This is a genomic window from Streptomyces sp. NBC_01176 (genome assembly GCF_045039825.1).
Lineage (GTDB): Bacteria > Actinomycetota > Actinomycetes > Streptomycetales > Streptomycetaceae > Streptomyces.
On record NZ_CP108600.1, the window covers coordinates 7,302,229 to 7,324,143 of the forward strand.

Below are 21,915 nucleotides of genomic sequence, written 5' to 3' on the forward strand. Positions count from 1 at the left end.
GCCCCTTTCGCAGGGCGCTCCGGCGAAGCACCGGCACGCTTCCGGTTCGGATCGGGTCAACTCGAGCGGGGCCCCGCGCACACATGTCGAGCCCCCGCAAAACCCCGTGCATTGGCCACCCCTGTCGCCTGCTGTGACATTCCGTTTGGGTTTTCGGACCGCCAACCGGAAGACTGCACCTGTGACGTCCCGTAACCCGCGCGACTCCAGGCTCCGACTCGTCCGCCCGCGGCCCCTGGCTGCCGCCCCCCGAGCGGTGACCCAGCGCAGCTCGCGCCGACCCGCACCCCGGCCCCCCGAGGGCACCCCGCCGCCGGCGGAACTCGCCCGTATGGCACGTGCCGGCCTCGCCGGCGCGGCCCGTGTCGCCCGCTGGGCCGACTCCATGCTCGGCCCGGGGCGCGACGGCGCGACCCCCGACGGCAAGGGCACCCTCTCCGCGGCAACCGCCGAACGGGCCGCCGAGGAGTTGGGCCTGACCCCGGCTCAGGTCCGCGCGGACTGGGACACCGCACGCCTCGCGGGCCTCGTCGAGGTGCACGGCGACATCGCCCGCCCCGGCTGGCGTCTGCGCGCCTGGAACCGCGACGACAGCGCGGTCCTGCGCGGCTGGGTCGCCCTCTTCGACGCCTGGTCGCTCGCCCATCCGGAGCCCGCGGACCGTGAGGCGTCCGCCGTCGCCGAGGTCGTCTCCGCGATGCCCCAGGTGCTCTCCTTCCTCCAGCTCTCCGCCGGACCCGTCCCCGTGGAACAGCTCCTCGACCTCCTCGAACAGCGGGTCACGGAGCTGCGCACCGAGCGCTGCGAGATCCCCTACGGCCCCCAGCCGGATCCCGCCCCGGAGACCGCCGCGCTCCCGGACCCGGACGCCCCGCTCGCCCCTCTCCTCGACTGGGCCCTGCACGCCCTCGCCGCCGTGGGAGCGCTCACCTGCGCCGACGGACAGGCCACCCTCACCCCGCTCGGCAGCTGGGCGGTCTGGGTCAAGCTGGAGCAGATCTGCGTCGCCGCCCAGAGCCCCGCCGGGAACATCGAGCAGCCCGCCGCGGACATGCTCCGCGGCTGTGCCCAACTGCGCCCCAACGCGGCCCGCGCCGAGTACCGCGCCTGGCTCGCCGCCCGCCCCGTCGGCAGCGCCGTCACCGAACTCCTGGAGGCCGCCCGCGGCGAGGACGCCCTCACCCGCGGTCTCGCCTTCGAGGCACTGCGGGTGGTCGGCGCCCCGGCCGAGCCCGACGTGCGCTCCGTGGCCGAGGAGAGCTGGCTGCGCCCCTACGCCCTGCTGTGGCTCGCCGAGCACGACGGCCACGACCCCGAGGACGCCCACGAGGTCCTCACCCGCGAGGAGTCCACCTGGTTGTGGGTCGACACCGCCGCCGCGGTCGCCGACCACGGCGAGGCGCCGCTCCTGGTGCGCCACCTGGAGTCCGCCGTGCAGCCGACCGTGCCCGCGCTCCTCGACGAGGTGCGGGCCGTAGGGCACCCCCGCACCGTCCAGGTCCTGGTCGCGCTCGCGGCCGCGCACCCGGACCCGGCGCTCGCCAAGGCCGTCCGCCGGGCCGCCTTCCAGGTGCACACCGGGGGGAGCTGAACGGCGGCTCGGGCCGTGGCCGCCCCGGCGCCCGCCCGCCGGGAGGGGGCAGGCCCGCCCTAGCCGCCCGTCTCCGGCGCGTACGTGCCGAAGCTCCAGACGTTGCCCTCGGCGTCGCGGGCCAGATAGTCCCGCGAGCCGTAGTCCTGGTCGGTCGGGGGCATCAGGATCTCCGCGCCGTGGTCCACGGCGCGCTGGTGGTGTGCGTCGACGTCGTCCACCACCACGTACACCCCCGTGGGGCCGGCGTCCTTCATCGCGGTGTCGAAGACGCCGCCGCGGCCCTTGGAGCCGAGCATGACCGCTCCGCCGCCCTGGACCAGCTCGGCGTGCATCACCGTGCCGTCCTCGCTCTCGTACACCGACAGCTCGGTGAAGCCGAAGGCCTCCGTGAGCTGCCTGATCGCCGCCTTCGCGTCCGCGTACAGCAGTGTCGGGTAGATGCTCGGACGTCCGCCGTCCATCCCCGCCATACCGACCACTCCTTCTCGTCCCGCCGTCGGAATGTGACCTGCCCCACAGTCTCGCACCGGCCACTGACAACGCCCCACGAGCGGGACGGGGCCGTCAGCGGAAGGTGTTGCACTGCGCCATGTCGCCGGTGCGGTAGCCCTGGTAGAACCACTGCTGCCGCTGCGCGGCCGAGCCGTGCGTCCACGTCTCCGGCGTCACCCGCCCCTGGAACCTCTGCTGGATCCGGTCGTCGCCGACGGCCGCCGCCGCGTCCAGCCCGTCGCGGATGTCGGCCGCGGTGAGACTGCTGAGCAGCGGCCTGCCCGTCGACGGGTCCTTCGTCGTCGTCGCGTGGTGCGCCCACACCCCGGCATAACAGTCGGCCTGCAGTTCCACCTTCACCGAGTTGCTGGTCGCGCCCGAGACACCGTCCTGGGCCCGGCCCAGCGTCCCCATCAGGTCCTGCACGTGGTGCCCGTACTCGTGCGCCACCACGTAGGCCTGCGCGAACGGACCGCCACTGGAGCCGAACTTGGTCCGCAGGTCGTCGAAGAAGCCCAGGTCCACGTAGACCTTGCGGTCGGCGGGGCAGTAGAACGGCCCGACGGCCGAGGTCGCGGTGCCGCAGGCGGTGGCCACCCGGTTGCTGAAGAAGACGGTCGGCGAACGTGTGTACACGCCGTCGCGCCGCGCGAACTCCTGTGTCCAGAAGTCCTGCACGCTGTTGACCACCGCCACGACGCGGCAGTCCTCCTTGGCGTTCGCGTCCCGCCCCGTCCGGCACGTCTCCTTGATCTGGTCGAGCGAGGAGGAGGTCGTCGCGGGCTGGTCGTCGCCGGAGGAGAGCCCGAGCTGGTCGGGTCCCACTCCGAAGAACAGCCCGAGCAGCAGCGCGACAAGGCCGGCGATACCGCCGCCGACGGTAGCCCGGCCGCCGGGGATCCGGCTGCCGCGCTCGTCCTGGACCTCGGAGGTGTCCAGGTCGGCGTCGTCGTCGAACTGCATGGCGCACCATCCTCCGCGTACGGCCGCGTATGTCGCTCGGTGCCGCCATCCTCGTACGTGCCCGGCCCCCCGGCTCCGGGCGGAGGGCCGAACGGGCGACCTCCGCCGACCGCAGCGGGGAGCACGCCCAGGGCACGTCGCTGCCGTCGAGGCCCCCGCTGCGGACGGCCGGCGCCACCGTCGAGGCCTACGACGCGGCGACCGGCCGCGCCCGCTGGACCTACGCGCGCCAGGGCCCCACCGCCCGCTCGCCGTGCTCCCCGCGCGCGGGGACGCGATCGCGCTCTGGGACGACGGGCTGGTCACCGGCACCACGCGGCGCGACGGGAGCGTCGTCCGCCGGCACCGGGCGCTGCCCGGAACCGCCCGCCGGCACCGGGCGCTGCCCGGAACCGCCCGCCGGCTCGCGGACCACGAGGCGACCGGCGTGCTGCGACTCCTGGGCGAGGGCATGCTCGCCGTGATCACCCCCGAGCGCGTCGCCGCGTACCGCGTCGCCGACGGCGATCTGCGCTGGATCCTGGCCGCCCGGCCCGGCTGCCGCTTCGCGCCCGCACGTGCCGTTCGTCACGGCACGGTGCTCCTGATCGCCCGGCCCTGCCCCGCCGAGGACCGCTGGACGGCCGGGCTCGTCGCGGTGGACGACCTGGGCGTCGTCGCCCCGCACCGCACGCCGCTGGGCAACGGACGGCGGGGCGAGCGTCACAGTGCCGAACCCCCGCGCCCAGGAAAAGTGGTTGCACCGCCCCGTTAGACTTGGCCCATGGCCATTCTCCTCGCGCATTAGACGGCGGGAACGTCCTCAGCCGCCCACCCCGCCAACGACCCTGCCCAGGAGTCTGTCCGTGATCTCCGCCTCCGGTATCGAGCTGCGCGCCGGCGCCCGCATTCTCATCGAGTCCGCCACCTTCCGCATCACCAAGGGCGACCGCATCGGCCTGGTCGGACGCAACGGCGCCGGCAAGACGACCCTCACCAAGGTCCTCGCGGGGGAGGGCATGCCCGCCGCCGGCAACGTCGCCCGCTCGGGCGAGGTCGGCTACCTGCCGCAGGACCCGCGCACCGGCGACCTCGACGTGCTCGCCCGCGACCGCATCCTCTCCGCGCGCGGCCTGGACACCCTGCTGCGCAAGATGCGGGAGAACGAACAGCGGATCGCCAACGGCTCGGGGGCCACCCGCGACAAGGCCATGCGGCAGTACGAGCGCCAGGAGACGGAGTTCCTCACCAAGGGCGGGTACTCCGCCGAGGCCGAGGCCGCCACCATCGCCGCCGCGCTCAACCTGCCCGACCGTGTGCTCGGCCAGCCCCTGCACACGCTCTCCGGCGGCCAGCGGCGCCGTATCGAACTGGCCCGGATCCTGTTCTCCGACGCCGACACGCTGCTGCTCGACGAGCCCACCAACCACCTGGACGCCGACTCGATCGTCTGGCTGCGCGACTACCTGAAGACGTACCGCGGCGGGTTCATCGTGATCTCCCACGACGTCGACCTCGTCGAGACGGTCGTCAACAAGGTCTTCTACCTGGACGCCAACCGCGCCCAGATCGACGTCTACAACATGGGCTGGAAGCTCTACCAGCAGCAGCGCGAGGCCGACGAGAAGCGCCGCAAGCGCGAGCGGCAGAACGCCGAGAAGAAGGCCGCGGCGCTGAACGCGCAGGCCGACAAGATGCGCGCCAAGGCCACCAAGACCGTCGCCGCCCAGAACATGGCCAAGCGCGCCGACCGGCTGCTCGCCGGCCTGGACGCCGTCCGTGTCTCCGACAAGGTCGCCAAGCTGCGCTTCCCGGAGCCCGCGCCCTGCGGCAGGACCCCGCTCATGGCCGAGGGACTGTCGAAGTCGTACGGCTCCCTGGAGATCTTCACCGACGTCGACCTGGCCATCGACAAGGGCTCCCGCGTCGTCATCCTCGGCCTGAACGGCGCCGGCAAGACGACCCTGCTGCGCCTGCTCGGCGGCGCCGAGAAGCCCGACACCGGAGACGTCATCGAGGGCCACGGCCTCAAGCTCGGCTACTACGCGCAGGAGCACGAGACCCTCGACCCCGAGCGCACGGTGCTCGAGAACATGCGCTCCGCCGCCCCCGACCTGGACCTGGTCGAGGTCCGCAAGACGCTCGGTTCGTTCCTGTTCTCCGGCGACGACGTCGACAAGCCGGCCGGGGTCCTCTCCGGCGGCGAGAAGACCCGTCTCGCGCTCGCGACCCTGGTCGTCTCCTCCGCGAACGTCCTCCTCCTCGACGAGCCGACGAACAACCTCGACCCGGCCAGCCGCGAGGAGATCCTCGGCGCGCTGCGCACGTACAAGGGCGCCGTCGTCCTCGTCACCCACGACGAGGGTGCCGTCGAGGCGCTCCAGCCGGAGCGGATCATCCTGCTACCGGACGGCGTCGAGGACCTGTGGGGCGCCGACTACGCGGACCTCGTCGCCCTCGCCTGAGCCGTCGTACGGCCCCCGGGGACCGCTTGGACAGCCCCGGGGCCGCCGTCAGCACAACGTGATCGAATGGCTGATCCACTGCGTATGGATCATTCGGCCGATCCGTGATCCATCATCTGTGTGAGATCTCCTCGTACCGAAGTGTGTCCTACATCGAATTCACGGCCGAGTCCTTTGTTCACAAGGGCTCGGCCGTTGTGCGTCGCTGACCTGGCACTTTGCCGAAGAACCCGTTCGGCCGTACGGACGGACCAGCGCGGAACCTGTAATTCCACTCGTGGGGACGGGCTCCTGTCGTCAAAACCTTGTCTCACGGACCTTGCCGAATGGCTGGCCATGAAGCCCTTGAGGGGTGATCATGAGAAGTCCAGAGCGCACTTCCCATGAGGAGGCACGGGTGGCCGAGACTCTGAAGAAGGGCAGCCGGGTAACCGGCGCCGCGCGCGACAAGCTCGCGGCAGACCTGAAGAAGAAGTACGACTCCGGTGCGAGCATCCGAGCGCTGGCCGAAGAGACCGGCCGTTCGTATGGCTTCGTGCACCGGATGCTCAGCGAGTCGGGCGTCACGCTCCGTGGGCGTGGCGGAGCGACGAGGGGCAAGAAGGCCGCCTCGGCCTGAGGCCGGGCGTCCCCATCGGCTTCGGTGGTGGCCACCCGGTCGGTCGGGTGATCGACCGGGTGGTTACTGTGCAGTCACTTAGGTGTGTCCCCCCGCGGGTGCGCGCCTGATCCGACCGCACCCATCGGAGGCAGCCCATGGCTTCGCTCGAGAAGGATCTCGACCCCGTACTCGACAAGGACGGCGTACGGCTCACCGTCGACGACGCGATCGCCACGGTGACGCTGACCAACGCGGCCAAGCGCAACGCCCAGAGTCCCGCTCTGTGGCGGGCGTTGACGGAGGCCGGACGGTCACTGCCGGGCACCGTCCGGGTGGTCGTGCTGCGTGCCGAGGGCAAGTCGTTCTCGGCAGGGCTCGACCGCCAGGCGTTCACGCCCGAGGGCTTCGACGGCGAACCGTCGTTCATCGACCTCGCGCGCGGCACGGATGCCGACCTCGACGCGACCATCGCCGAGTACCAGGAGGCGTTCACCTGGTGGCGGCGCAGCGACGTCGTGTCCATCGCCGCCGTGCAGGGGCATGCCATCGGAGCCGGGTTCCAGCTCGCCCTCGCCTGTGACCTGCGCGTCGTCGCCGACGACGTGCAGTTCGCCATGCGCGAGACCAGCCTCGGGCTCGTGCCCGACCTCACGGGGACGCACCCGCTGGTCGGTCTGGTGGGCTATGCCCGCGCGCTCGAGATCTGCGCGACGGGTCGCTTCGTGGCGGCCGAGGAGGCCGAGCGCACCGGGCTCGCCAACCTCGCGGTCGCGGCCGGACAGCTCGACGAAGCGGTACAGGACCTCGCCGCTGCCCTGCTCGCGGCGCCGCGCGACGCCGTCGTCGAGACGAAGGCGCTGCTGCGGGGGGCGCGGGAGCGCACGTACGAGGAGCAGCGCCGAGCCGAGCGCGCCGCCCAGGCCCGGCGACTGCGGGACCTCGCCGGCGTGGGGGACTGACCGGCCTCCGACGACGGACATACGAGGGGCCGCTCGTGCGGTCCCTCGCGCCCCTGAACCGAACACCACGCCCTAACGCACGGCGGTCACCAGTACGGCCACGGACGGGACGTCCGGCAGGACCTCGGCGACGCCGGCCCTGACCGCCCGAGCCACGTCGGCCGTCCGTTCGGCGGCCGAGACCGCCAGTTCGACCCGCACATGACGGCGCGGCAGGGCCGGCTCCGTACCGCGGACCTCGCTGATGTGGACCGGACGGCCCAGCGCGCCGCTCAGCCGGTCCACACCCGGGACGGACAGGACGGCGGCCACCACACGCGCCTCCTCGCCCGCAGCCGACCCGCCGGCCGGACCCGGCCCACCACCGGCCGCGGTCGGCCCGCCGTCCGGAGCCGTCTCGTCGTGCGGGCCCGGCCCATCGAGGGGAGCCGGACCGTCGACCGGACGTGCCCCACCGCCCGGAGTCGTCTCCCCGCCCGGAGTTGTCTCCCCGAGCGGACCCGGCTCCCCGAGCGGACCCGGCCCCTCGACCGAAGCCAGTCCGTCGACCGAACCCGGCCCGTCGACCGAAGCCGGTCCGGCGATCGGAGTCGGGCCGGCGGCCGGGCCCCGGGCGCCGGGGTCCACCGCGGTGGGCGGCGCGTCGGTGTCCAGCAGTCCCGTCACCCGTAGGTCCACCTCCGTCACCATGAGCCCCAGACGTTCCGTCGCCGCCGTGGCCAGGGCCGAACGCAGCCGGGCCGCAGCCGTCGGGAGAGGTACGCCGCCGCCCGGTGCCGAAGGGTCCGCCGAGGCGGTGAACTCCCCGGTGACGCGGAGCGGACCGGGCGGCAGCGCGCCGGGCGGAGGCGGCACGGCCGGCTCGTACGTCCGCTCCGGATCCGCGAGGGAGACCCGCAGCGCGCCGAGGCGGACACCGGGGACCCCGGCCGCCGCACGCCGCAGCACCGTGCCGGCCGCCTCCTCGGTGATCCACGCGCCGTCGCGGCGGTGGCCGAGGGGGAGGAGTCGCCCCAGCCCGAGCCGCTGTCCTACCGCCCGCGTCCATCGGTCCGCCGTCATTCCACCAGCCTGCCGTATCCCCGGCGCGCAATCGCGGGGGCGCACTTAGTGTGGGCGGAGGAGGACGACCGAAAGGGACGTGCGGCGATGACCGACATGACGGAGCGGAACCGGACGGAGAACCCCGAGGGCGAGACGCCCCAGACCCGTAAACCCAGCCGGCGCGGCGGCGGTGATCCCGCCACCCGGGGGCGGACCACGATCGCGGACGGCGTCGTGGAGAAGATCGCCGGACTCGCGGCGAGGGACGTGCTCGGCGTGCACGCGATGGGCAGCGGGCTGAGCCGTACCTTCGGGGCGGTGCGCGACCGGGTGCCGGGCGGCTCGAAGTCCGTCGCCAGGGGCGTCAAGGCCGAGGTCGGCGAGGTGCAGACCGCGCTCGACCTGGAGATCGTCGTCGAGTACCGGGTGTCGATCGCGGACGTGGCCCGCGCGGTCCGGGAGAACGTCATCACGGCCGTGGAGCGCATGACGGGTCTCGAGGTCGTCGAGGTCAACATCGCCGTGAGTGACGTGAAGCTTCCCGATGAAGAGGACGAGGAGCCGGAGTCACGCCTCCAGTGAGCGGGCCGGCCACCGAACTGCTGAGGAGCGCACATGAGCATGGCCGTGATCGGCATGATCGCCGGAATGGCGCTGGGCTTCGCCGGATACTTCGGGGGATTCGGGGCCTTCCTGCTCGTGGCCGCCCTGGGAGCGGTCGGCTTCGTCGTCGGACGGTTCCTCGAAGGGGACCTGGACCTGGGCGCCCTCTTCCGTCCGCGTGACGACCGGCGGCGGTGACACCCGTGACCGGCGCGGCCGGTGACACCCGGCGGACGGTGACCGTCGTCGCGGCGGGCGAGCGCGGCGCGACCCGGATCGCCGACCGCGTCGTGGCCAAGACCGCCGCGCAGGCGGCCCGCGAGGCCGTCGGGCCGCTGCCCCCGGACGCCGCGCCTCCGCACGCGACGGTCCTCGTGCGCCACGACAGCGCCCGCGTCCACGTCCACCTCGAACTCGCCTACCCCACCGACATCGGCGCCCGCTGCAAAGCGGTGCGTTGTCATGTCGTTGAGCGGGTAAGCGCGTTGACGGGGATGGAAGTGCCGGAGGTGACCGTCCAGGTGGAACGGCTGCACCTGGTACCGGTACCCGGCGTGGCACAGGGGAGGACGCAATGAGCGAGCCCCAGGGCTCCGACAGCACGACCCGACGCTTGCCCGTGATGGAGAAGCCGCCCACGGACGAACTCGACCGGTCCGCGGCGGCGGACGCCCACGACCCGTCGCGCACCCTCGGCGAGGAGGACAGCGCCCAGGGACGGTTCTGGTCGCCGCGCCGCGTCCCCGCGGGGATCGTCGCACTGGTCCTCCTGATCGGCGCGGGCGTCTTCCTGTACGACGTCGCGGCCGTCCGCGCGCACCGACCCGCTCTGCACTGGCGCAGGTCTCTCGCCCGGCAACTGGCCGAACGCCCCCTCGACGACACGTGGGTTCTCGTCGGCGCCGGGATCGCCGCCGCCGTCGGGCTGTGGCTGATCGTCCTCGCGGTGACCCCGGGACTGCGCGGCGTCCTGCCGATGCGTCGCACCCACCACGACGTACGGGCCGGGCTGCACCGGGACGCCGCCGCCACGGCCCTGCGCGACCGGGCCATGGAGGTCTCCGGGGTGCAGTCGGCCAGGGTCCGTACGGGGCGGCGCACGGTGGACGTGCACGCGGTCTCGCACTTCCGCGAACTCGACGAGGTACGTGCCGACCTGGACGCCACACTCGCCGACGGCATCAGGGGTCTGGGGCTCTCCCGGCCACCCGCGCTCTCGGTGCACGTGCGGCGTCCCGGACGGAAGGGGTGAGTACGGTGCTCAGGATCGTCAACCGGGTGGTACTGGGAGTCGTCGGGCTCGCGCTGGTCGTCCTCGGCGGCTCCGTGCTCGCCATCGGACTGGGCGTGCGTCCGCCCTCCTGGTGGATCCACGACGGGCGGCACGACGTGCTGCTGAGCGACGCCGGACGGACCCGCTGGCGGGACCAGGGCTGGTGGTGGCCGGCCGTCATCGCCGGGCTCGCGGTGCTGGTCCTGCTCGCCCTGTGGTGGCTGGCGGCCGTGCTGCGCCGGCGCAGGCTCGCGGAGGTGCTGGTCGACGTCGGCGACGGTGAGGGCGCGCTGCTGCGCGGCCGGGCCCTGGAGGGCGTACTCGCCGAGGACGCCGGGCGCCTGGACGGTGTCACGCACGCCCAGGTGCAGTTGACCGGGCGGCGGGGCGCTCCGGGCGCACGGGTGCGGCTCCTGATGGAACCTCATGTGGACCCCGGACACACGCTGCACCTGCTCACGACGGAAGCGCTCGCGCACGCCCGTGACTCGGCGGGCCTCGCCGCGTTCCCCGCGGAGGTGCGCCTCCGCGCGGTCAAGCACCGTGCGGAACGCGTGAGTTGAGCCGGAGGCAGGGGACCGGGGTACCCCCGGTCCCCTGCCTCCGGAAGGAAGACGGTGGCAGGCACAGCCCCCCGCCGACCGCTGGAGCCGAGGGGGATCCCGGCGGGTGCCGCAGGTACCGACGGAAGCCGCCGGCACCGGTACGGCCGGAACCCGGTCCGCGAGAACCGGCCCGGCCGGTAGCCGTACCGTGAAACCCGGCCGCGTCAGCACCCGTACCGCCAGAGGCAGAGCCGGCGCCGCAGGCATCCGTACCGCCGGAACCGGCGCCCCCGCCGCTAGAACCCGTGCCGCATGCCGCCGTCCACCGGCAGCATGATGCCCGTCAGGTAGGACGCCGCGGGGGAGAGCAGGAAGGCCGCCGTGCGGCCGAACTCCTCCGGGGCGCCGTACCGGCGCAGCGGGATGCGGGCCTCGTTGGCCGCCCGGGTGGCCTCCGGGTCGGCGGAGAGGGCGTCGAGCTCGCGGACGCGGTCCGTGTCGATGCGGGCCGGGAGCAGACCGACCACGCGGATGCCCCGCGGACCCAGCTCGTCGGCCAGGGACTTGGCGAAGCCGGCGAGCCCCGGACGCAGACCGTTGGAGATGGTCAGGCCCGGGATCGGCTCGTGCACCGAACCCGACAGGACGAAGCCGACGACACCGCCGTCACCCAGTTCCGCGGCGGCCGCGCGGGCCAGCCGGACCGCGCCCAGGAATACGGACTCGTACGCGGCCGTCCACTGCTCGTCCGTGGTGTCCGCGACGAACCCGGGCGGCGGCCCGCCGACGCTGATGAGGATGCCGTCGAATCCGCCGAAGCGCTCGCGCGCCGCCGCGATCAGCCGGGCCGGGGTCCGTGGGTCGGCGTTGTCCGCGGCCACCCCGATCGCGTTCGGGCCGAGCGCGGACGCGGCGTCGGCGGCGCTCTTCTCGTCGCGCCCCGAGACGATCACCTTCGCGCCGTCGGCGGTGAGCTCGCGCGCGGCGGCGTTGCCCAGACCACGGGTGGCTCCCGTGACGACGTACACACGGTCCTTCAGTCCAAGATCCATGGCATCCATCCTCCCCCATCCCGTCAGTCCGTCTGTTCGGCCCCTCCCATCGTCTCCGTGCTCTCGCCCCCGAACAGGTTGAACGCGGTGCCCACCAGGCCGAGATGGCTGAAGGCCTGTGGGAAGTTGCCGAGCTGGCGGCGTCCCACGGGGTCGTACTCCTCGGCGAGCAGCCCCACGTCGTTGGCGAGCCCGATCAGCCGCTCGAACAGGTCGTGGGCCTCCTGCGTGCGGCCCGTCATCTGCAGCGCGTCGGCGAGCCAGAACGAGCAGACGAGGAAGGCGCCCTCGCCGCCCGGCAGGCCGTCGACGTCCGTGCCCTCCTCGCTGTAGCGGCGCAGCAGGAAGCCGTCGCGTTCGAGTTCCGCGCGGACCGCGTCGATGGTGCCGACGACCCTCGGGTCGTCCGGCGGCAGGAAACCGGTGCGCGGGATGAGCAGCAGCGACGCGTCCAGCTCACGTGAACCGTAGGACTGCGTGAAGGTGTTCCGCTCGGCGTCGAACCCGCGCTCGCACACCTCCTTGTGCACCTCGTCGCGCATCTCGCGCCAGCCGTCCAGGTCGCCGGCGAGCCCCGGGTCCGCCTCCAGGGAGCGCACGGCGCGGTCGGCGGCCACCCAGGCCATCACCTTCGAGTACACGAAGTGCCGACGGGGACCGCGCACTTCCCAGATCCCCTCGTCGGGCTGCCGCCAGGCGGTCCGCAGGAAGTCCATCAGCGCGCACTGCAGCCGCCACATGTGCGGTTTGGACGGCAGGCCGGAACGCCGGGCCAGTTCGAGCGAGTCGATGACCTCGCCGTACACGTCCAACTGCAGCTGCTTCACCGCCTCGTTGCCGATCCGCACCGGGTACGAACCGGCGAATCCGCGCAGCCACGGCAGTTCGAACTCGGGCAGCCGGCGCTCGCCGGAGAGCCCGTACATGATCTGCAGGTCGGCCGGGTCGCCCGCGACCGCGCGCAGCAGCCAGTCGCGCCAGGCCTCGGCCTCCTCGTGGTACCCGGCCGCCAGCAGCGCGCCGAGGGTGAGTGTGGAGTCGCGCAGCCAGCAGTAGCGGTAGTCCCAGTTGCGGACGCCGCCCAGCTCCTCCGGGAGCGAGGTGGTGGGGGCCGCCACGATGCCGCCCGTCGGCGCGTAGGTGAGGGCCTTGAGGGTGATCAGGGAGCGGACCACGATGTCCCGGTAGGGGCCCTGGTAGCGGCAGCGCGCCGCCCACTCCTGCCAGTCGGAGACGCTGGACCGCAGCGCCTCGAAGGGGTCGATCAGCGGGGGGCGCGGCCAGTGCGAGGGATGCCAGGTCAGTACGAAGGCGACTTTCTCGCCCGCCTCCACGGTGAATTCCGAGAGCGTACGGAAGTCCTTGCCCCAGGTCCGCACCTCGGGCTCGCTGCGCAGCCACACCGAGTCCGGGCCCGCGACCGCCACCCGGTGACCGTCCGACTTGCGCATCCACGGCACGACCGAGCCGTAGTCGAAGCGCAGCCGCAGGGTGCTCTGCACCGTGACGCGGCCGCTGAGGCCTTCCACGATGCGGATGAGGTCGGGGGCCTTGTCGCGCTGCGGCATGAAGTCGGTCACCCGGACCGCGCCGTCGTCCGTCTCCCATTCCGAGTCGAGCACCAGGGAGTCCCGCCGGTACTCGCGCCGGGTACAGGGGCCCTCCCCCTTGGGTGCGATCCGCCAGTTGCCGTTGTTCTCGTCGCCGAGCATCGCGGCGAAACAGGCGGCCGAGTCGAACCGTGGCACGCATAGCCAGTCGATCGATCCGTCCCGGCCCACCAGTGCGGCCGTCTGTTCGTCCCCGATGAGCGCGTAGTCCTCGATACGTGGGTGCACGTGGGGCGGGTTCCCGGCAGGGGCCGGGGCCAATCGGGTCGGGGGCCGACCGGGTGACACGGGGGACGTTCCGCCGCGGACCGTCCGCGGGGCAGGGCGGGCAGAAACGGTCCCGCGGGCGGTCGGCCGCTCGGACGGGGGCCGTTCCCGGCGGGGTCCGAACGGCGGCCGGGGCCGTTCTCGGCGGGGTCCGAACAGGGTCCGAACGGCGGCCGGGGCCGTTCCCGGCGGGGTCTAGACGGCGGCCGGGGCCGGTTCCGGCGCTGTCTCGGCGGAGGCGGCCGTCGCGCGCTCACGGCGTTCGCGGCGGACCAGGACCACCCAGCCCACGGGAACGCCCGCGGAGAAGAGCCACCACTGGATCGCGTACGCCATGTGCGGGCCGATGTCGTTGTGCTCGGGGTCGGGGAGCAGCTCCGGCGAGTCACCCTTGGGGGCGGGCGCGGTCTGCTCGATGTAGCCGCCCAGGACCTGCTTGCCGAGGCTCTTCGCCTGCTGCCCGCTGCTGATCAGCATGACCTGACGGTCGGGCAGCCCCGCGACGTTCTTGATACCGCTGGCACCGGTCGTCTCGTCCGGCATCAGCCGGCCGGTGACGGTGACCTCGCCGTGCGCGGGCGCCGGGATCCTCGGGAACGCGGTCTGCGCGCCGTTCGCCGGGATCCAGCCCCGGTTGACCATCAGCACCCGGCCGTCGTCCAGGTCGAAGGGGGTCAGGACGTGGAAGCCGACCTCGCCGTCCGCGTTGGTGCGGCGCCGTACGACGACCTCGTGCGCGGTGTCGTAGGTCCCCTTGGCGGTCACCCGGCGGTACAGGTCGTCGTGCGGGACGAGGCGTCCCGGCGCGGTGAGCGACTCGGCGGGTACCGGCTTCGCGGACAGCGAGGCGGAGATCACCGCGTTCAGCGCGACCTTGTGCTCATGCCGGTGCAGCTGCCAGAAGCCCAGCTTGATCATCGTCGGGATGAGGGCGAGGGCCACGAGGGTGAGAATCACCCACTGCCGGGACAACAGGAAGCGGTACACCCCATTCACGGTACTCGGCACGATTCGGCCCTCGACGGGAGGGTCCCGCCGAGGGCCGGGCTCCGGCTCACACCTTGTCGATGATCCCCACCCTCCCCTCCGCGCGGGCGCAGTGGGCTCCGCAGAACCAGTGGCCCTCGACCTCGACCCCCTGGCCGATGATCTGGACACGACAGTGCTCGCAGATCGGGGCCATCCGGTGGATCGCGCAGGAGAAGCAGTCGAAGACGTGCACCGCGCCCTGCGCGTGCACCTCGAACGTCATGCCGTAGTCATTGCCGCATACTTCGCATCTCGCCATGCGCCACAGGGTGCGGGGCCGACGCGGCACCGGCGAGCGGGCGCGGGGCGAGTCGCGCGCCAATCACCCGTACGTCGGGTCTGTCACCCCTGCGTCGGGTCCGTCACCCGTACGTCGGTCTGTCACCCGTACGCCGGTCGGCCGCCCGCAGCCCGTACGCCGGTCGGCCGCCCGCAGGTCGATCGGTCGCCGGTGCGTCGCCGGTCACCCGCGCGTGCGCCGGCCACCGCGGCGTGCGCCCGGTCACCACCGTGTGCGCCGGTCGCCCGAGGGTGCGCCGGCGGTGCCCGGTCACCTGGCCGGCGCCGCTGCCACGTCCCGCAGCAGCTGGCCGAACGCCGCCTCGTCGATCACCGGTGTGCCGAACTGCCGGGCCTTGACCACCTTGGACGTGCCGGAGTCCGGATCGTTCGTGACGAGCAGGCTGGTCAGCCGGGACAGGCTCGTCGCCACATGCAGACCGGCCTCGACGGCACGGTCCTCCAGCAGCTCGCGGTCGACGGACGTGTCCCCGGAGAACGCCACCCGCATGCCCTGCTTGAGCGGTTCACCCGGTTCGTAACGTCCTGGGTTGGGATAGGGGCATGCGGGGCGTTTGCGCGAGGGGCGCCAACTCCCCGACGGATAGCCTCCCGCGGACCCGTAGCCGCCCCCGTACCCGCCTGCGGAGGACCCGCCCCCGTACCCGCCGGACTGCCGCCCGATGCGGGGCGCCGCGGGACTTTCCGACCACTCCTTGAGCGGTCGGCACTCCAGCAGCGGCAGCCGGATCCCCTCGCGTGCGGCCGCCCGCAGGCTCGGCCGGAACGCCTCGGCCAGCACCCGCGCGTCGTCCAGCGCGTGGTGCGCGCGCTGCTGCACGACGCCGAAGTGCGCGGCCAGCGACTCCAGCTTGTGGTTGGGCAGCGGAAGGCCCAGCTCCTTGGAGAGCGCGATGGTGCACAGCCGCTGACGCACCGGCGCCTCGCGCTCGGCGCGCGCGTACTCCCGCGCGATCATCGACCAGTCGAAGACGGCGTTGTGCGCGACGAGGACGCGGCCGTCGAGCCGGGCGGCGAACTCCTCGGCGATGTCCTGGAAGAGCGGGGCTCCTTCGAGTACGTCGCTCGTCAGACCGTGGATCCACACCGGGCCCGGGTCCCGCTCCGGGTTGACCGTCGTGTACCAGTGGTCCTCGACCTCGCCGCGCGCGTCCAGCCGGTAGACGGCGGCCGAGATGATCCGGTCGTCCCGGGCCAGGCCGGTGGTCTCCACGTCGACGACCGCGTACCCCTGCGGATACGCGGCCGGCCAGGAGGCTGGGGACGCTGCGGTCGTCAGGTCTTCGAGCATGGTCATTGAGGATACGGGCCACGACCGACAGCCTCGCCCCCGGACTCCGCGCGCCCGCCGTGGCCGGCCCGCCTCCTACGGCGTCAACAGCCCGGCCACCAGCGCCTTGACGGACGCCGTGAACAGCCGCTCGGTGTCGACCGGTCCCGCCAGCGCCCGCGCGAGCGCCGGGTCGCACTCGGCGGTGCGCGCCCCCCACAGCTCCTCCTCGCCGGGACGCTGCGCCGGAGCGCGCTCGCGGTTGCGCTCGACCAGGACGTGACCGACGACCTGGAACTGCACGGCCCGGACGACCCGGGCGGCGCGCGCGCCCCGCAGCCCCGCCGCGTGCACCTCGCGCACCAGCGCCTGCTGCGCGGGCAGGAACATCCGTTCCGTCAGCCCGCGTTCGTGCACCATCGCGATGAGGTGCGGATGCGCACGCAGCTGGCGGCGCAGGGCGCGGGCCACCGACACGACACGTGCCGCCGGGGTGCGCCCGGTGGGCCGGATCTCGCCGAGGTCGGCCATGGTCCGCTCGACCAGTGCGTCCAGCAGCGATTCGCGGTTGCCGACGTGCCAGTAGATCGAGGTGACCGCCGTGCCCAGTTCGGCCGCGAGCCTGCGCATCGTCAGGGCGTCCGGGCCGTGCAGCTTCACCAGGGCCCCGGCGGCGTCGAGAACCGCCTCGCGGCTGACTGCCGGTCTCGCCATGGCGCCCCCAAGTCCGTTTCGTGCACGTCTCTTTACCCTTCGCGAGGTCTGCTGTAACTGTGTTACAGCTGACGGCCCATCAGGAAAGGGCGGTACGACATGGCACGAGTGAGGTACGGCGCGCGGAGCGAGGCGGAGATCGCCGCCGCGCGCGCCGCGAGCGCCAGGCTCCCCGACATCTGGTCCACCGGTGTGGTGGCCCTCTGGGAGAGCGATCCGGACGCGGTCGCGGCCGTTCTGCCGCCCCCGCTCAAACCCACCGCGCGGCCCCTGGTGCGGGTGAACATCAGCAAGGTCGACCTGCCCGGATACCCGTTGGGCGCCGGCTCGTTCGCCGTCGCCGCGGCGCACGACGGGATCGAGGGCTGGTATCCGCTCGTGATGCCGATGACCCACGAACGCGCCCTGACCGGCGGCCGCGAGGTCTTCGGCGAGCCCAAGAAGCTCGGTGAGGTGACGGTCGAGCGGGACGGTCTCGTGGTGCGCGCCGCGCTCGCCCGGCACGGCATCGCGTTCGTCGAGGTGCGCGGCGCGGTGAGCGGGGACCTGCCGCTGCCCGAGCCCTCCCGGAAGACCGACTTCTACTTCAAGTTCCTGCCCGCGGTGGATGGTTCGGGTTTCGACGCCGACCCCGTCCTGGTGCACTGCGTGCGTGAGGAGAGAGTGCGCCGGCTGGAGCGCGTCACCGGGGACGTCGTCCTGCGCGAGTCGATGTACGACCCGGTGGCCGACCTGCCCGTCCGTGAGCTCGTCGGGATCACCCTCGGTGAGAAGACCACCGACCAGCGGGGCAGGGTCGTCGAGCGCGTCGACGCGCGGGCCCTGCTGCCCTACGCCCACCAGCGCTACGACGATCCGCGGCAGCTGCTCGACGGGCCTCCCGAGGGGAGCGTCTGATGCGGCTGCGGGCGGGACAGGTCGCGGTCGTCACCGGCGCGGCGAGCGGCATCGGGCTGGCCATGGCGCGGCGGTTCGCGGCCGACGGTCTGAAGGTGGTCCTCGCGGACATCGAGGAGAGCGCCCTGGAGAAGGCCGCGAGCGGGCTGCGCCAGGACGGGGCCGACGTGCACGCGCGCGTGGTCGACGTCGGGGAGCGCGCGGAGGTCGTCGCGCTCGCCGAGGACGTCTACGGGAGGTACGGCGCCGTACACGTCCTGTGCAACAACGCCGGGGTCGGCTCCGGCGCCGAGGGCCGGATGTGGGAGCACGACCCGAACGACTGGAAGTGGGCCTTCGCCGTCAACGTCTGGGGTGTCTTCCACGGCATCCAGGCGTTCGTGCCGAGGATGATCGCCGGGGGAGAGCCGGGTCACGTCGTCAACACCTCGTCCGGTGACGGCGGGATCGCCCCGCTGCCCACGGCCTCCGTCTACGCCGTCACCAAGGCCGCCGTCGTGACGATGACCGAGTCCCTCTACGCGCATCTGAAGGCGGAGCAGGCGCGCGTGGGGGCGTCCGTGCTCTTCCCCGGGCCGTACATGCTCCGTACCGGGCTGTGGGAGTCGCACCGCAACCGGCCCTCGCGGTACGCGAAGCAACGGCCGCGCAGGACCCCGTACCGCGGCCTCGACCAGTGGGAGGCCGCGATGAGGGAGGCGGGTCGGGAGGTGCGGTTCACACCGGTCGAGGAGGTCGCCGACCTGGTGGCGGACGGCATCGGGGCGGACCGCTTCTGGCTGCTGCCGGAGAGCGAGCACAGCGACCGGCAGATCCGCGCGCGCTCGCAGTCGATGCTCGACCGCGCGGACCCGTCGTACCTCGAACACTTCATCCTGGACTGAGGAGGCGGGCGATGCCCGACCTGGATCCCTATCTGATCATCTCCTCCGACTGCCATGCGGGGCTCCCCACCGAGGAGTACCGGCCCTATCTCGACTCCCGTTTCCACCGGGATTTCGACGAGTTCCTCGCGGGCCGGGACCGGCGCCGCGAGGAGATGACACGGCTCGGCGTCCGCAACGAGGCGTTCGCGGACAAGTGGTTCCAGGACAACGAGGAGGGTCTGCGCGGTGGTTGGGACACCGGGCAGCGCCTGAAGGAGCTGGACGGCGACGGGGTGGCCGGGGAGGTGGTCTTCCCGGACGCCGACGCCGTGGACAGCCGGACGGCCGCCCCCTTCGGGGTGGGCCTCGGTCTCTCCGGCGACCAGGACCCGGCACTCGGCATGGCGGGCGCCCAGGCGCACAACCGCTGGCTCGCCGAGTTCGTGGGCGAGAACCCCGAACGGCACCGCGGGGTCGCCCTGCTGCCCGTCACGGCGGAGACCGAGCGGGTCGTCGCGGAGGTGTACCGCGCCAAGGAGGGGGCTCGGCGCCCTGATGATCCCCGCCATGTGGGTCGACAAGGAGCCCTACCACGACCGCCGTTACGACCCCGTGTGGGCCGCGGCCGCCGAGTGCGGGCTCCCGGTGGTCACCCACTCCGGGGCGGCGCCGCGCCACGAGTACGGCGACCACCTCGGCATCTACGTGAGCGAGGTGACCTGGTGGCCGGCGCGTCCGCTGTGGTTCCTGCTGTGGTCGGGAGTCTTCGAGCGGCACCCGGGCCTCAGGTTCGGCGTCGCGGAGTCGGGCTGCTGGTGGCTGCCGAACCTCCTCTGGTTCATGGACCGCCTCTACCTCGGCGCGCACGGCGGCAAGAAGCTGTCGCCCTTCGCGGAGCTGAAGCGCGCCCCGCACGAGTACCTGGACCGCCAGGTGTTCGTCTGCGCCACCAACACCAAGCGGCGCGAACTCGCCCAGCGCTACGAGATCGGCGTCGACAACATCCTCTGGGGCAGCGACTTCCCGCATCCCGAGGGCACCTGGCCCGACACGCGCGCGTGGCTGTCGAGAACGTTCCACGACATCCCGGTGGCGGAGACCCGCCGCATGCTCGGTCTCGCGGCCGCCGAGGTCTTCGGCTTCGACACCGCGAAACTGGCCCCGCTCGCCCGGCGCATCGGCCCGACCCCGGCCGACCTCGGCCAGTCGGAGGACCAGGCGGCCGTGACGGCGTCCTGGGCACGCTCCCGCGAAGTGGGCCGCCACTGGCTCACGGACCACGACTTCCCCGTACTGGGGGCCACCCCGTGACCCCACCGGCCCCCGGCACCCCCGCGCCGTCCCCGGACGACGACCGGTACACGGTGATCTCGGCCGACTGCCACGCGGGCGCGGATCTCCTCGACTACAGGCCCTACCTGGAGAAGGAGCACCACGAGGCGTTCGACGCGTGGGCGGCCGCCTACGTCAACCCCTACCAGGACCTGCTCGCCGACACCGCGGACAGGAACTGGAACTCCGAGCGGCGCCTCGCGGAACTCGAGCGGGACGGGATCGTCGCGGAGGTCGTCTTCCCGAACACCATCCCGCCCTTCTTCCCGTCGGCGTCCCTGACGGCACCGGCGCCCACGGCACGGGAGTTCGCCCAGCGGTGGGCCGGGCTGCGCGCCCACAACCGCTGGCTGGCGGACTTCTGCGCGGCCGCGCCGGGTCGCCGGGCGGGTGTGTTCCAGATCCTCCTGAACGACGTCGACGAGGCGGTGCGGGAGATCCGCCGCGCGGCCGGCGCGGGGCTCACGGGCGGTGTCCTGCTGCCCGGCACGCCCCCGGGGTCGGGCCTGCCCGAGCTGCACTCGACGGCGTACGACCCGATCTGGGCGGCCTGCGCCGAGCTGGGCGTCCCCGTGAACCACCACGCGGGTTCCGCGTCGCCGCCACTGGGCGACGAGCCGGCCGCACGGGCGGTCTTCATGGTGGAGACGACATGGTTCTCGCACCGGGCGCTGTGGCACCTGGTGTTCGGCGGCGCGTTCCGCAGGCACCCCGGTCTGAAACTGGTGCTGACCGAGCAGGGTTCGGGCTGGATCCCCGGAGTGCTCGACATGCTGGACTACTACCACGGGCGACTGGTCGCCGCCGGCACGAAGGCGTCCACCGCCGAGGCCAAGTTCGGGGCGGGCCTCGGGGACTCGATGGGCAAGCGGCCCTCCCAGGTCTGGCGCGAGAACTGCTGGGTCGGCGCGAGCTTCATGCGCCCGCACGAGGTGCCGCTGCGCGACCGCATCGGCCTCGACAAGATCATGTGGGGCAGCGACTACCCGCACGACGAGGGCACCCACCCCTACTCGCGCGAGGGGCTGCGGGTCGCCTACGCGGGCCTGGAGCGGGAGGAGGTCGCGGCCATGGTCGGCGGCAACGCGGCCCGGGTGTACGGCTTCGACCTGGAGCGTCTCGCCCCGCTCGCGGCCAAGGCGGGGCCGACGGTGGCGGAACTCGCCGAGCCGCTCGGCGAACCGCCCGCCGACGCGACGAGCCCGGCGTTCGCGAAGGGAGGGTCGGTGCGCGTGTGGTGACGCGCGGGGTGCGATCCTCGCCGTGTGACCGAAGCGACGCACGACGAGGCCCACCAAGGAGCCCTCGGATCGCGGCTGAACTGGCTGCGGGCCGGGGTCCTGGGCGCCAACGACGGGATCGTCTCCACCGCGGGTCTCGTCGTCGGTGTCGCGGGCGCCACGGACGACCGCAACGCACTGCTGACGGCGGGACTCGCGGGCCTGCTGGCCGGCTCGATGTCGATGGCGGCGGGCGAGTACGTCTCGGTCTCCACCCAGCTGGACTCCGAGAAGGCCGCGCTGGCGACGGAGCGACGCGAACTCCGGGAACAGCCCGAGGCCGAACTCGAGGAGCTGACCGACCTCCTGGAGCAGCGCGGCCTGTCGCGTGAGGTGGCCCGCGAGGCGGCACAGCAGCTCACCGAACGGGACGCGCTCAGGGCCCACGCGCACGTGGAGCTCGGCATCGACCCCGACGATCTCACCAACCCGTGGCACGCGGCCTGGGCGAGCTTCCTGTCCTTCACGGTGGGCGCCCTGCTGCCGCTGCTGGCGATCGTCCTCCCGCCGAGCGGCTGGCGCCTGCCCGTCACCGTGGTCTCCGTCCTCGCCTCCCTGTTCGTCACCGGCTGGGTGAGCGCCCGCCTGGGCGCCGCGGAGCCGCGCCACGCCGTTCTGCGGAACGTGGCGGGCGGAGCGCTGGCGATGGGGGTCACGTACCTGGCGGGGGTGCTGCTGGGGGCGGCCGGGACATGAGGGGCCGTGGCGGTGGACGGCCGGTGAAGGCGACCTCCGCGTCCGGCCCACAACTGCCGACGCCGTCCGTCCATTGGCGGAGAT

Annotated in this window: 23 protein-coding genes and 1 pseudogene; 15 read left to right on the forward strand and 9 right to left on the reverse strand. The window is 73.0% G+C overall.

The window, feature by feature from the left end; all coding sequences use genetic code 11:
- The first annotated feature begins 181 nt into the window (after nt 1-181).
- Nucleotides 182-1,591, forward strand: coding sequence for a hypothetical protein (locus OG199_RS31615; RefSeq protein ID WP_356801313.1), 1,410 nt, complete (start codon nt 182-184; stop codon nt 1,589-1,591).
- Between the two features lie 59 nt (nt 1,592-1,650).
- Here OG199_RS31615 and OG199_RS31620 read toward each other — a convergent pair whose 3' ends face one another.
- On the reverse strand, nt 1,651-2,064 hold the full coding sequence (locus tag OG199_RS31620) for a VOC family protein (protein ID WP_356801311.1): 414 nt from the start codon (nt 2,062-2,064) through the stop codon (nt 1,651-1,653).
- 94 nt (nt 2,065-2,158) lie between these two features.
- A complete protein-coding gene (locus OG199_RS31625) occupies nt 2,159-3,049 on the reverse strand; it encodes a neutral zinc metallopeptidase (protein WP_356801309.1) in 891 nt (296 codons plus the stop codon).
- A 253-nt stretch (nt 3,050-3,302) separates the two neighbouring features.
- Between OG199_RS31625 and OG199_RS31630 the strand changes: the two genes are divergently transcribed.
- From OG199_RS31630 to OG199_RS31645, 4 genes are all read left to right on the forward strand, one after another.
- Entirely contained in the window at nt 3,303-3,803 is a 501-nt protein-coding gene (locus OG199_RS31630) for a hypothetical protein (protein WP_405832344.1), read from the forward strand.
- A 91-nt stretch (nt 3,804-3,894) separates the two neighbouring features.
- The gene (locus tag OG199_RS31635; RefSeq protein WP_356801304.1) at nt 3,895-5,493 is read left to right on the forward strand and encodes an ABC-F family ATP-binding cassette domain-containing protein; all 1,599 of its coding nucleotides are present in this window, start codon (nt 3,895-3,897) and stop codon (nt 5,491-5,493) included.
- Between the two features lie 397 nt (nt 5,494-5,890).
- Entirely contained in the window at nt 5,891-6,112 is a 222-nt protein-coding gene (locus OG199_RS31640; protein WP_006123601.1) for a helix-turn-helix domain-containing protein, read from the forward strand.
- Between the two features lie 137 nt (nt 6,113-6,249).
- Complete coding sequence (locus OG199_RS31645; protein WP_401809693.1) at nt 6,250-7,053, forward strand: enoyl-CoA hydratase/isomerase family protein; 804 nt, start codon at nt 6,250-6,252, stop codon at nt 7,051-7,053.
- A gap of 72 nt (nt 7,054-7,125) precedes the next feature.
- Here the strand turns inward: OG199_RS31645 and OG199_RS31650 are convergent, their stop codons facing one another.
- Nucleotides 7,126-8,115, reverse strand: coding sequence for a hypothetical protein (locus OG199_RS31650; protein WP_405832347.1), 990 nt, complete (start codon nt 8,113-8,115; stop codon nt 7,126-7,128).
- A gap of 87 nt (nt 8,116-8,202) precedes the next feature.
- Between OG199_RS31650 and OG199_RS31655 the strand changes: the two genes are divergently transcribed.
- Genes OG199_RS31655 through amaP form a run of 5 tightly spaced genes read left to right on the forward strand, consistent with a single transcriptional unit; the run spans nt 8,203 to nt 10,536 of the window.
- The gene (locus tag OG199_RS31655) at nt 8,203-8,679 is read left to right on the forward strand and encodes an Asp23/Gls24 family envelope stress response protein (protein WP_405832349.1); all 477 of its coding nucleotides are present in this window, start codon (nt 8,203-8,205) and stop codon (nt 8,677-8,679) included.
- Between the two features lie 33 nt (nt 8,680-8,712).
- Entirely contained in the window at nt 8,713-8,898 is a 186-nt protein-coding gene (locus tag OG199_RS31660) for a hypothetical protein (RefSeq protein WP_266698166.1), read from the forward strand.
- Complete coding sequence (locus OG199_RS31665; protein ID WP_356801298.1) at nt 8,895-9,278, forward strand: hypothetical protein; 384 nt, start codon at nt 8,895-8,897, stop codon at nt 9,276-9,278. The genes OG199_RS31660 and OG199_RS31665 overlap by 4 nt, the downstream gene beginning before the upstream one ends.
- The gene (locus tag OG199_RS31670; RefSeq protein ID WP_356801297.1) at nt 9,275-9,952 is read left to right on the forward strand and encodes a DUF6286 domain-containing protein; all 678 of its coding nucleotides are present in this window, start codon (nt 9,275-9,277) and stop codon (nt 9,950-9,952) included. Before OG199_RS31665 ends, OG199_RS31670 begins: the two co-directional genes overlap by 4 nt.
- Nucleotides 9,953-9,957: 5 nt before the next feature.
- Nucleotides 9,958-10,536, forward strand: coding sequence for an alkaline shock response membrane anchor protein AmaP (gene amaP, locus OG199_RS31675; RefSeq protein WP_356801295.1), 579 nt, complete (start codon nt 9,958-9,960; stop codon nt 10,534-10,536).
- 278 nt (nt 10,537-10,814) lie between these two features.
- On the opposite strand, the gene OG199_RS31680 is transcribed toward amaP, so the two are convergent.
- The 6 genes from OG199_RS31680 to OG199_RS31705 form a co-directional block, all read right to left on the reverse strand.
- Entirely contained in the window at nt 10,815-11,570 is a 756-nt protein-coding gene (locus OG199_RS31680; RefSeq protein WP_356801293.1) for an SDR family oxidoreductase, read from the reverse strand.
- A gap of 23 nt (nt 11,571-11,593) precedes the next feature.
- A complete protein-coding gene (locus tag OG199_RS31685; protein ID WP_405832352.1) occupies nt 11,594-13,408 on the reverse strand; it encodes a glycoside hydrolase family 15 protein in 1,815 nt (604 codons plus the stop codon).
- 234 nt (nt 13,409-13,642) lie between these two features.
- A complete protein-coding gene (locus OG199_RS31690) occupies nt 13,643-14,434 on the reverse strand; it encodes an SURF1 family protein (RefSeq protein WP_405832354.1) in 792 nt (263 codons plus the stop codon).
- A 67-nt stretch (nt 14,435-14,501) separates the two neighbouring features.
- Nucleotides 14,502-14,735, reverse strand: a complete 234-nt coding sequence (locus OG199_RS31695) for a hypothetical protein (RefSeq protein ID WP_266698156.1) — start codon at nt 14,733-14,735, stop codon at nt 14,502-14,504.
- A gap of 291 nt (nt 14,736-15,026) precedes the next feature.
- A complete protein-coding gene (locus OG199_RS31700; protein ID WP_356801289.1) occupies nt 15,027-16,067 on the reverse strand; it encodes a DEDDh family exonuclease in 1,041 nt (346 codons plus the stop codon).
- 75 nt (nt 16,068-16,142) lie between these two features.
- Nucleotides 16,143-16,760 carry a TetR family transcriptional regulator gene (locus OG199_RS31705; protein ID WP_356801288.1) on the reverse strand — a complete coding sequence of 206 codons (618 nt, stop codon included), beginning with the start codon at nt 16,758-16,760 and terminating at the stop codon, nt 16,143-16,145.
- Between the two features lie 99 nt (nt 16,761-16,859).
- Here OG199_RS31705 and OG199_RS31710 point away from each other — a divergent pair, with 99 nt between their 5' ends.
- From OG199_RS31710 to OG199_RS31730, 5 genes and pseudogenes are all read left to right on the forward strand, one after another.
- Nucleotides 16,860-17,657, forward strand: coding sequence for an acetoacetate decarboxylase family protein (locus tag OG199_RS31710; protein ID WP_405832357.1), 798 nt, complete (start codon nt 16,860-16,862; stop codon nt 17,655-17,657).
- On the forward strand, nt 17,657-18,541 hold the full coding sequence (locus tag OG199_RS31715) for an SDR family NAD(P)-dependent oxidoreductase (RefSeq protein WP_405832359.1): 885 nt from the start codon (nt 17,657-17,659) through the stop codon (nt 18,539-18,541). Before OG199_RS31710 ends, OG199_RS31715 begins: the two co-directional genes overlap by 1 nt.
- Before the next feature lie 11 nt (nt 18,542-18,552).
- Nucleotides 18,553-19,834, forward strand: a pseudogene (locus tag OG199_RS31720) (amidohydrolase family protein).
- Nucleotides 19,831-21,096, forward strand: a complete 1,266-nt coding sequence (locus OG199_RS31725) for an amidohydrolase family protein (RefSeq protein WP_405832361.1) — start codon at nt 19,831-19,833, stop codon at nt 21,094-21,096. The pseudogene OG199_RS31720 and the gene OG199_RS31725 overlap by 4 nt, the downstream one beginning before the upstream one ends.
- Before the next feature lie 24 nt (nt 21,097-21,120).
- A complete protein-coding gene (locus OG199_RS31730; RefSeq protein WP_356801281.1) occupies nt 21,121-21,831 on the forward strand; it encodes a VIT family protein in 711 nt (236 codons plus the stop codon).
- The last annotated feature ends 84 nt before the right edge of the window (nt 21,832-21,915 follow it).

Bases quoted from the DNA above. Each gene is read 5' to 3' on its own strand.
- OG199_RS31620 (WP_356801311.1), bottom strand. From the start codon at position 2,064: ATGGCGGGGATGGACGGCGGACGTCCGAGCATCTACCCGACACTGCTG.
- OG199_RS31625 (WP_356801309.1), bottom strand. From the start codon at position 3,049: ATGCAGTTCGACGACGACGCCGACCTGGACACCTCCGAGGTCCAGGAC.
- OG199_RS31645 (WP_401809693.1), top strand. From the start codon at position 6,250: ATGGCTTCGCTCGAGAAGGATCTCGACCCCGTACTCGACAAGGACGGC.
- OG199_RS31650 (WP_405832347.1), bottom strand. From the start codon at position 8,115: ATGACGGCGGACCGATGGACGCGGGCGGTAGGACAGCGGCTCGGGCTG.
- OG199_RS31655 (WP_405832349.1), top strand. From the start codon at position 8,203: ATGACCGACATGACGGAGCGGAACCGGACGGAGAACCCCGAGGGCGAG.
- OG199_RS31660 (WP_266698166.1), top strand. From the start codon at position 8,713: ATGAGCATGGCCGTGATCGGCATGATCGCCGGAATGGCGCTGGGCTTC.
- OG199_RS31670 (WP_356801297.1), top strand. From the start codon at position 9,275: ATGAGCGAGCCCCAGGGCTCCGACAGCACGACCCGACGCTTGCCCGTG.
- OG199_RS31680 (WP_356801293.1), bottom strand. From the start codon at position 11,570: ATGGATCTTGGACTGAAGGACCGTGTGTACGTCGTCACGGGAGCCACC.
- OG199_RS31695 (WP_266698156.1), bottom strand. From the start codon at position 14,735: ATGGCGAGATGCGAAGTATGCGGCAATGACTACGGCATGACGTTCGAG.
- OG199_RS31700 (WP_356801289.1), bottom strand. From the start codon at position 16,067: ATGCTCGAAGACCTGACGACCGCAGCGTCCCCAGCCTCCTGGCCGGCC.
- OG199_RS31705 (WP_356801288.1), bottom strand. From the start codon at position 16,760: ATGGCGAGACCGGCAGTCAGCCGCGAGGCGGTTCTCGACGCCGCCGGG.
- OG199_RS31710 (WP_405832357.1), top strand. From the start codon at position 16,860: ATGGCACGAGTGAGGTACGGCGCGCGGAGCGAGGCGGAGATCGCCGCC.
- OG199_RS31715 (WP_405832359.1), top strand. From the start codon at position 17,657: ATGCGGCTGCGGGCGGGACAGGTCGCGGTCGTCACCGGCGCGGCGAGC.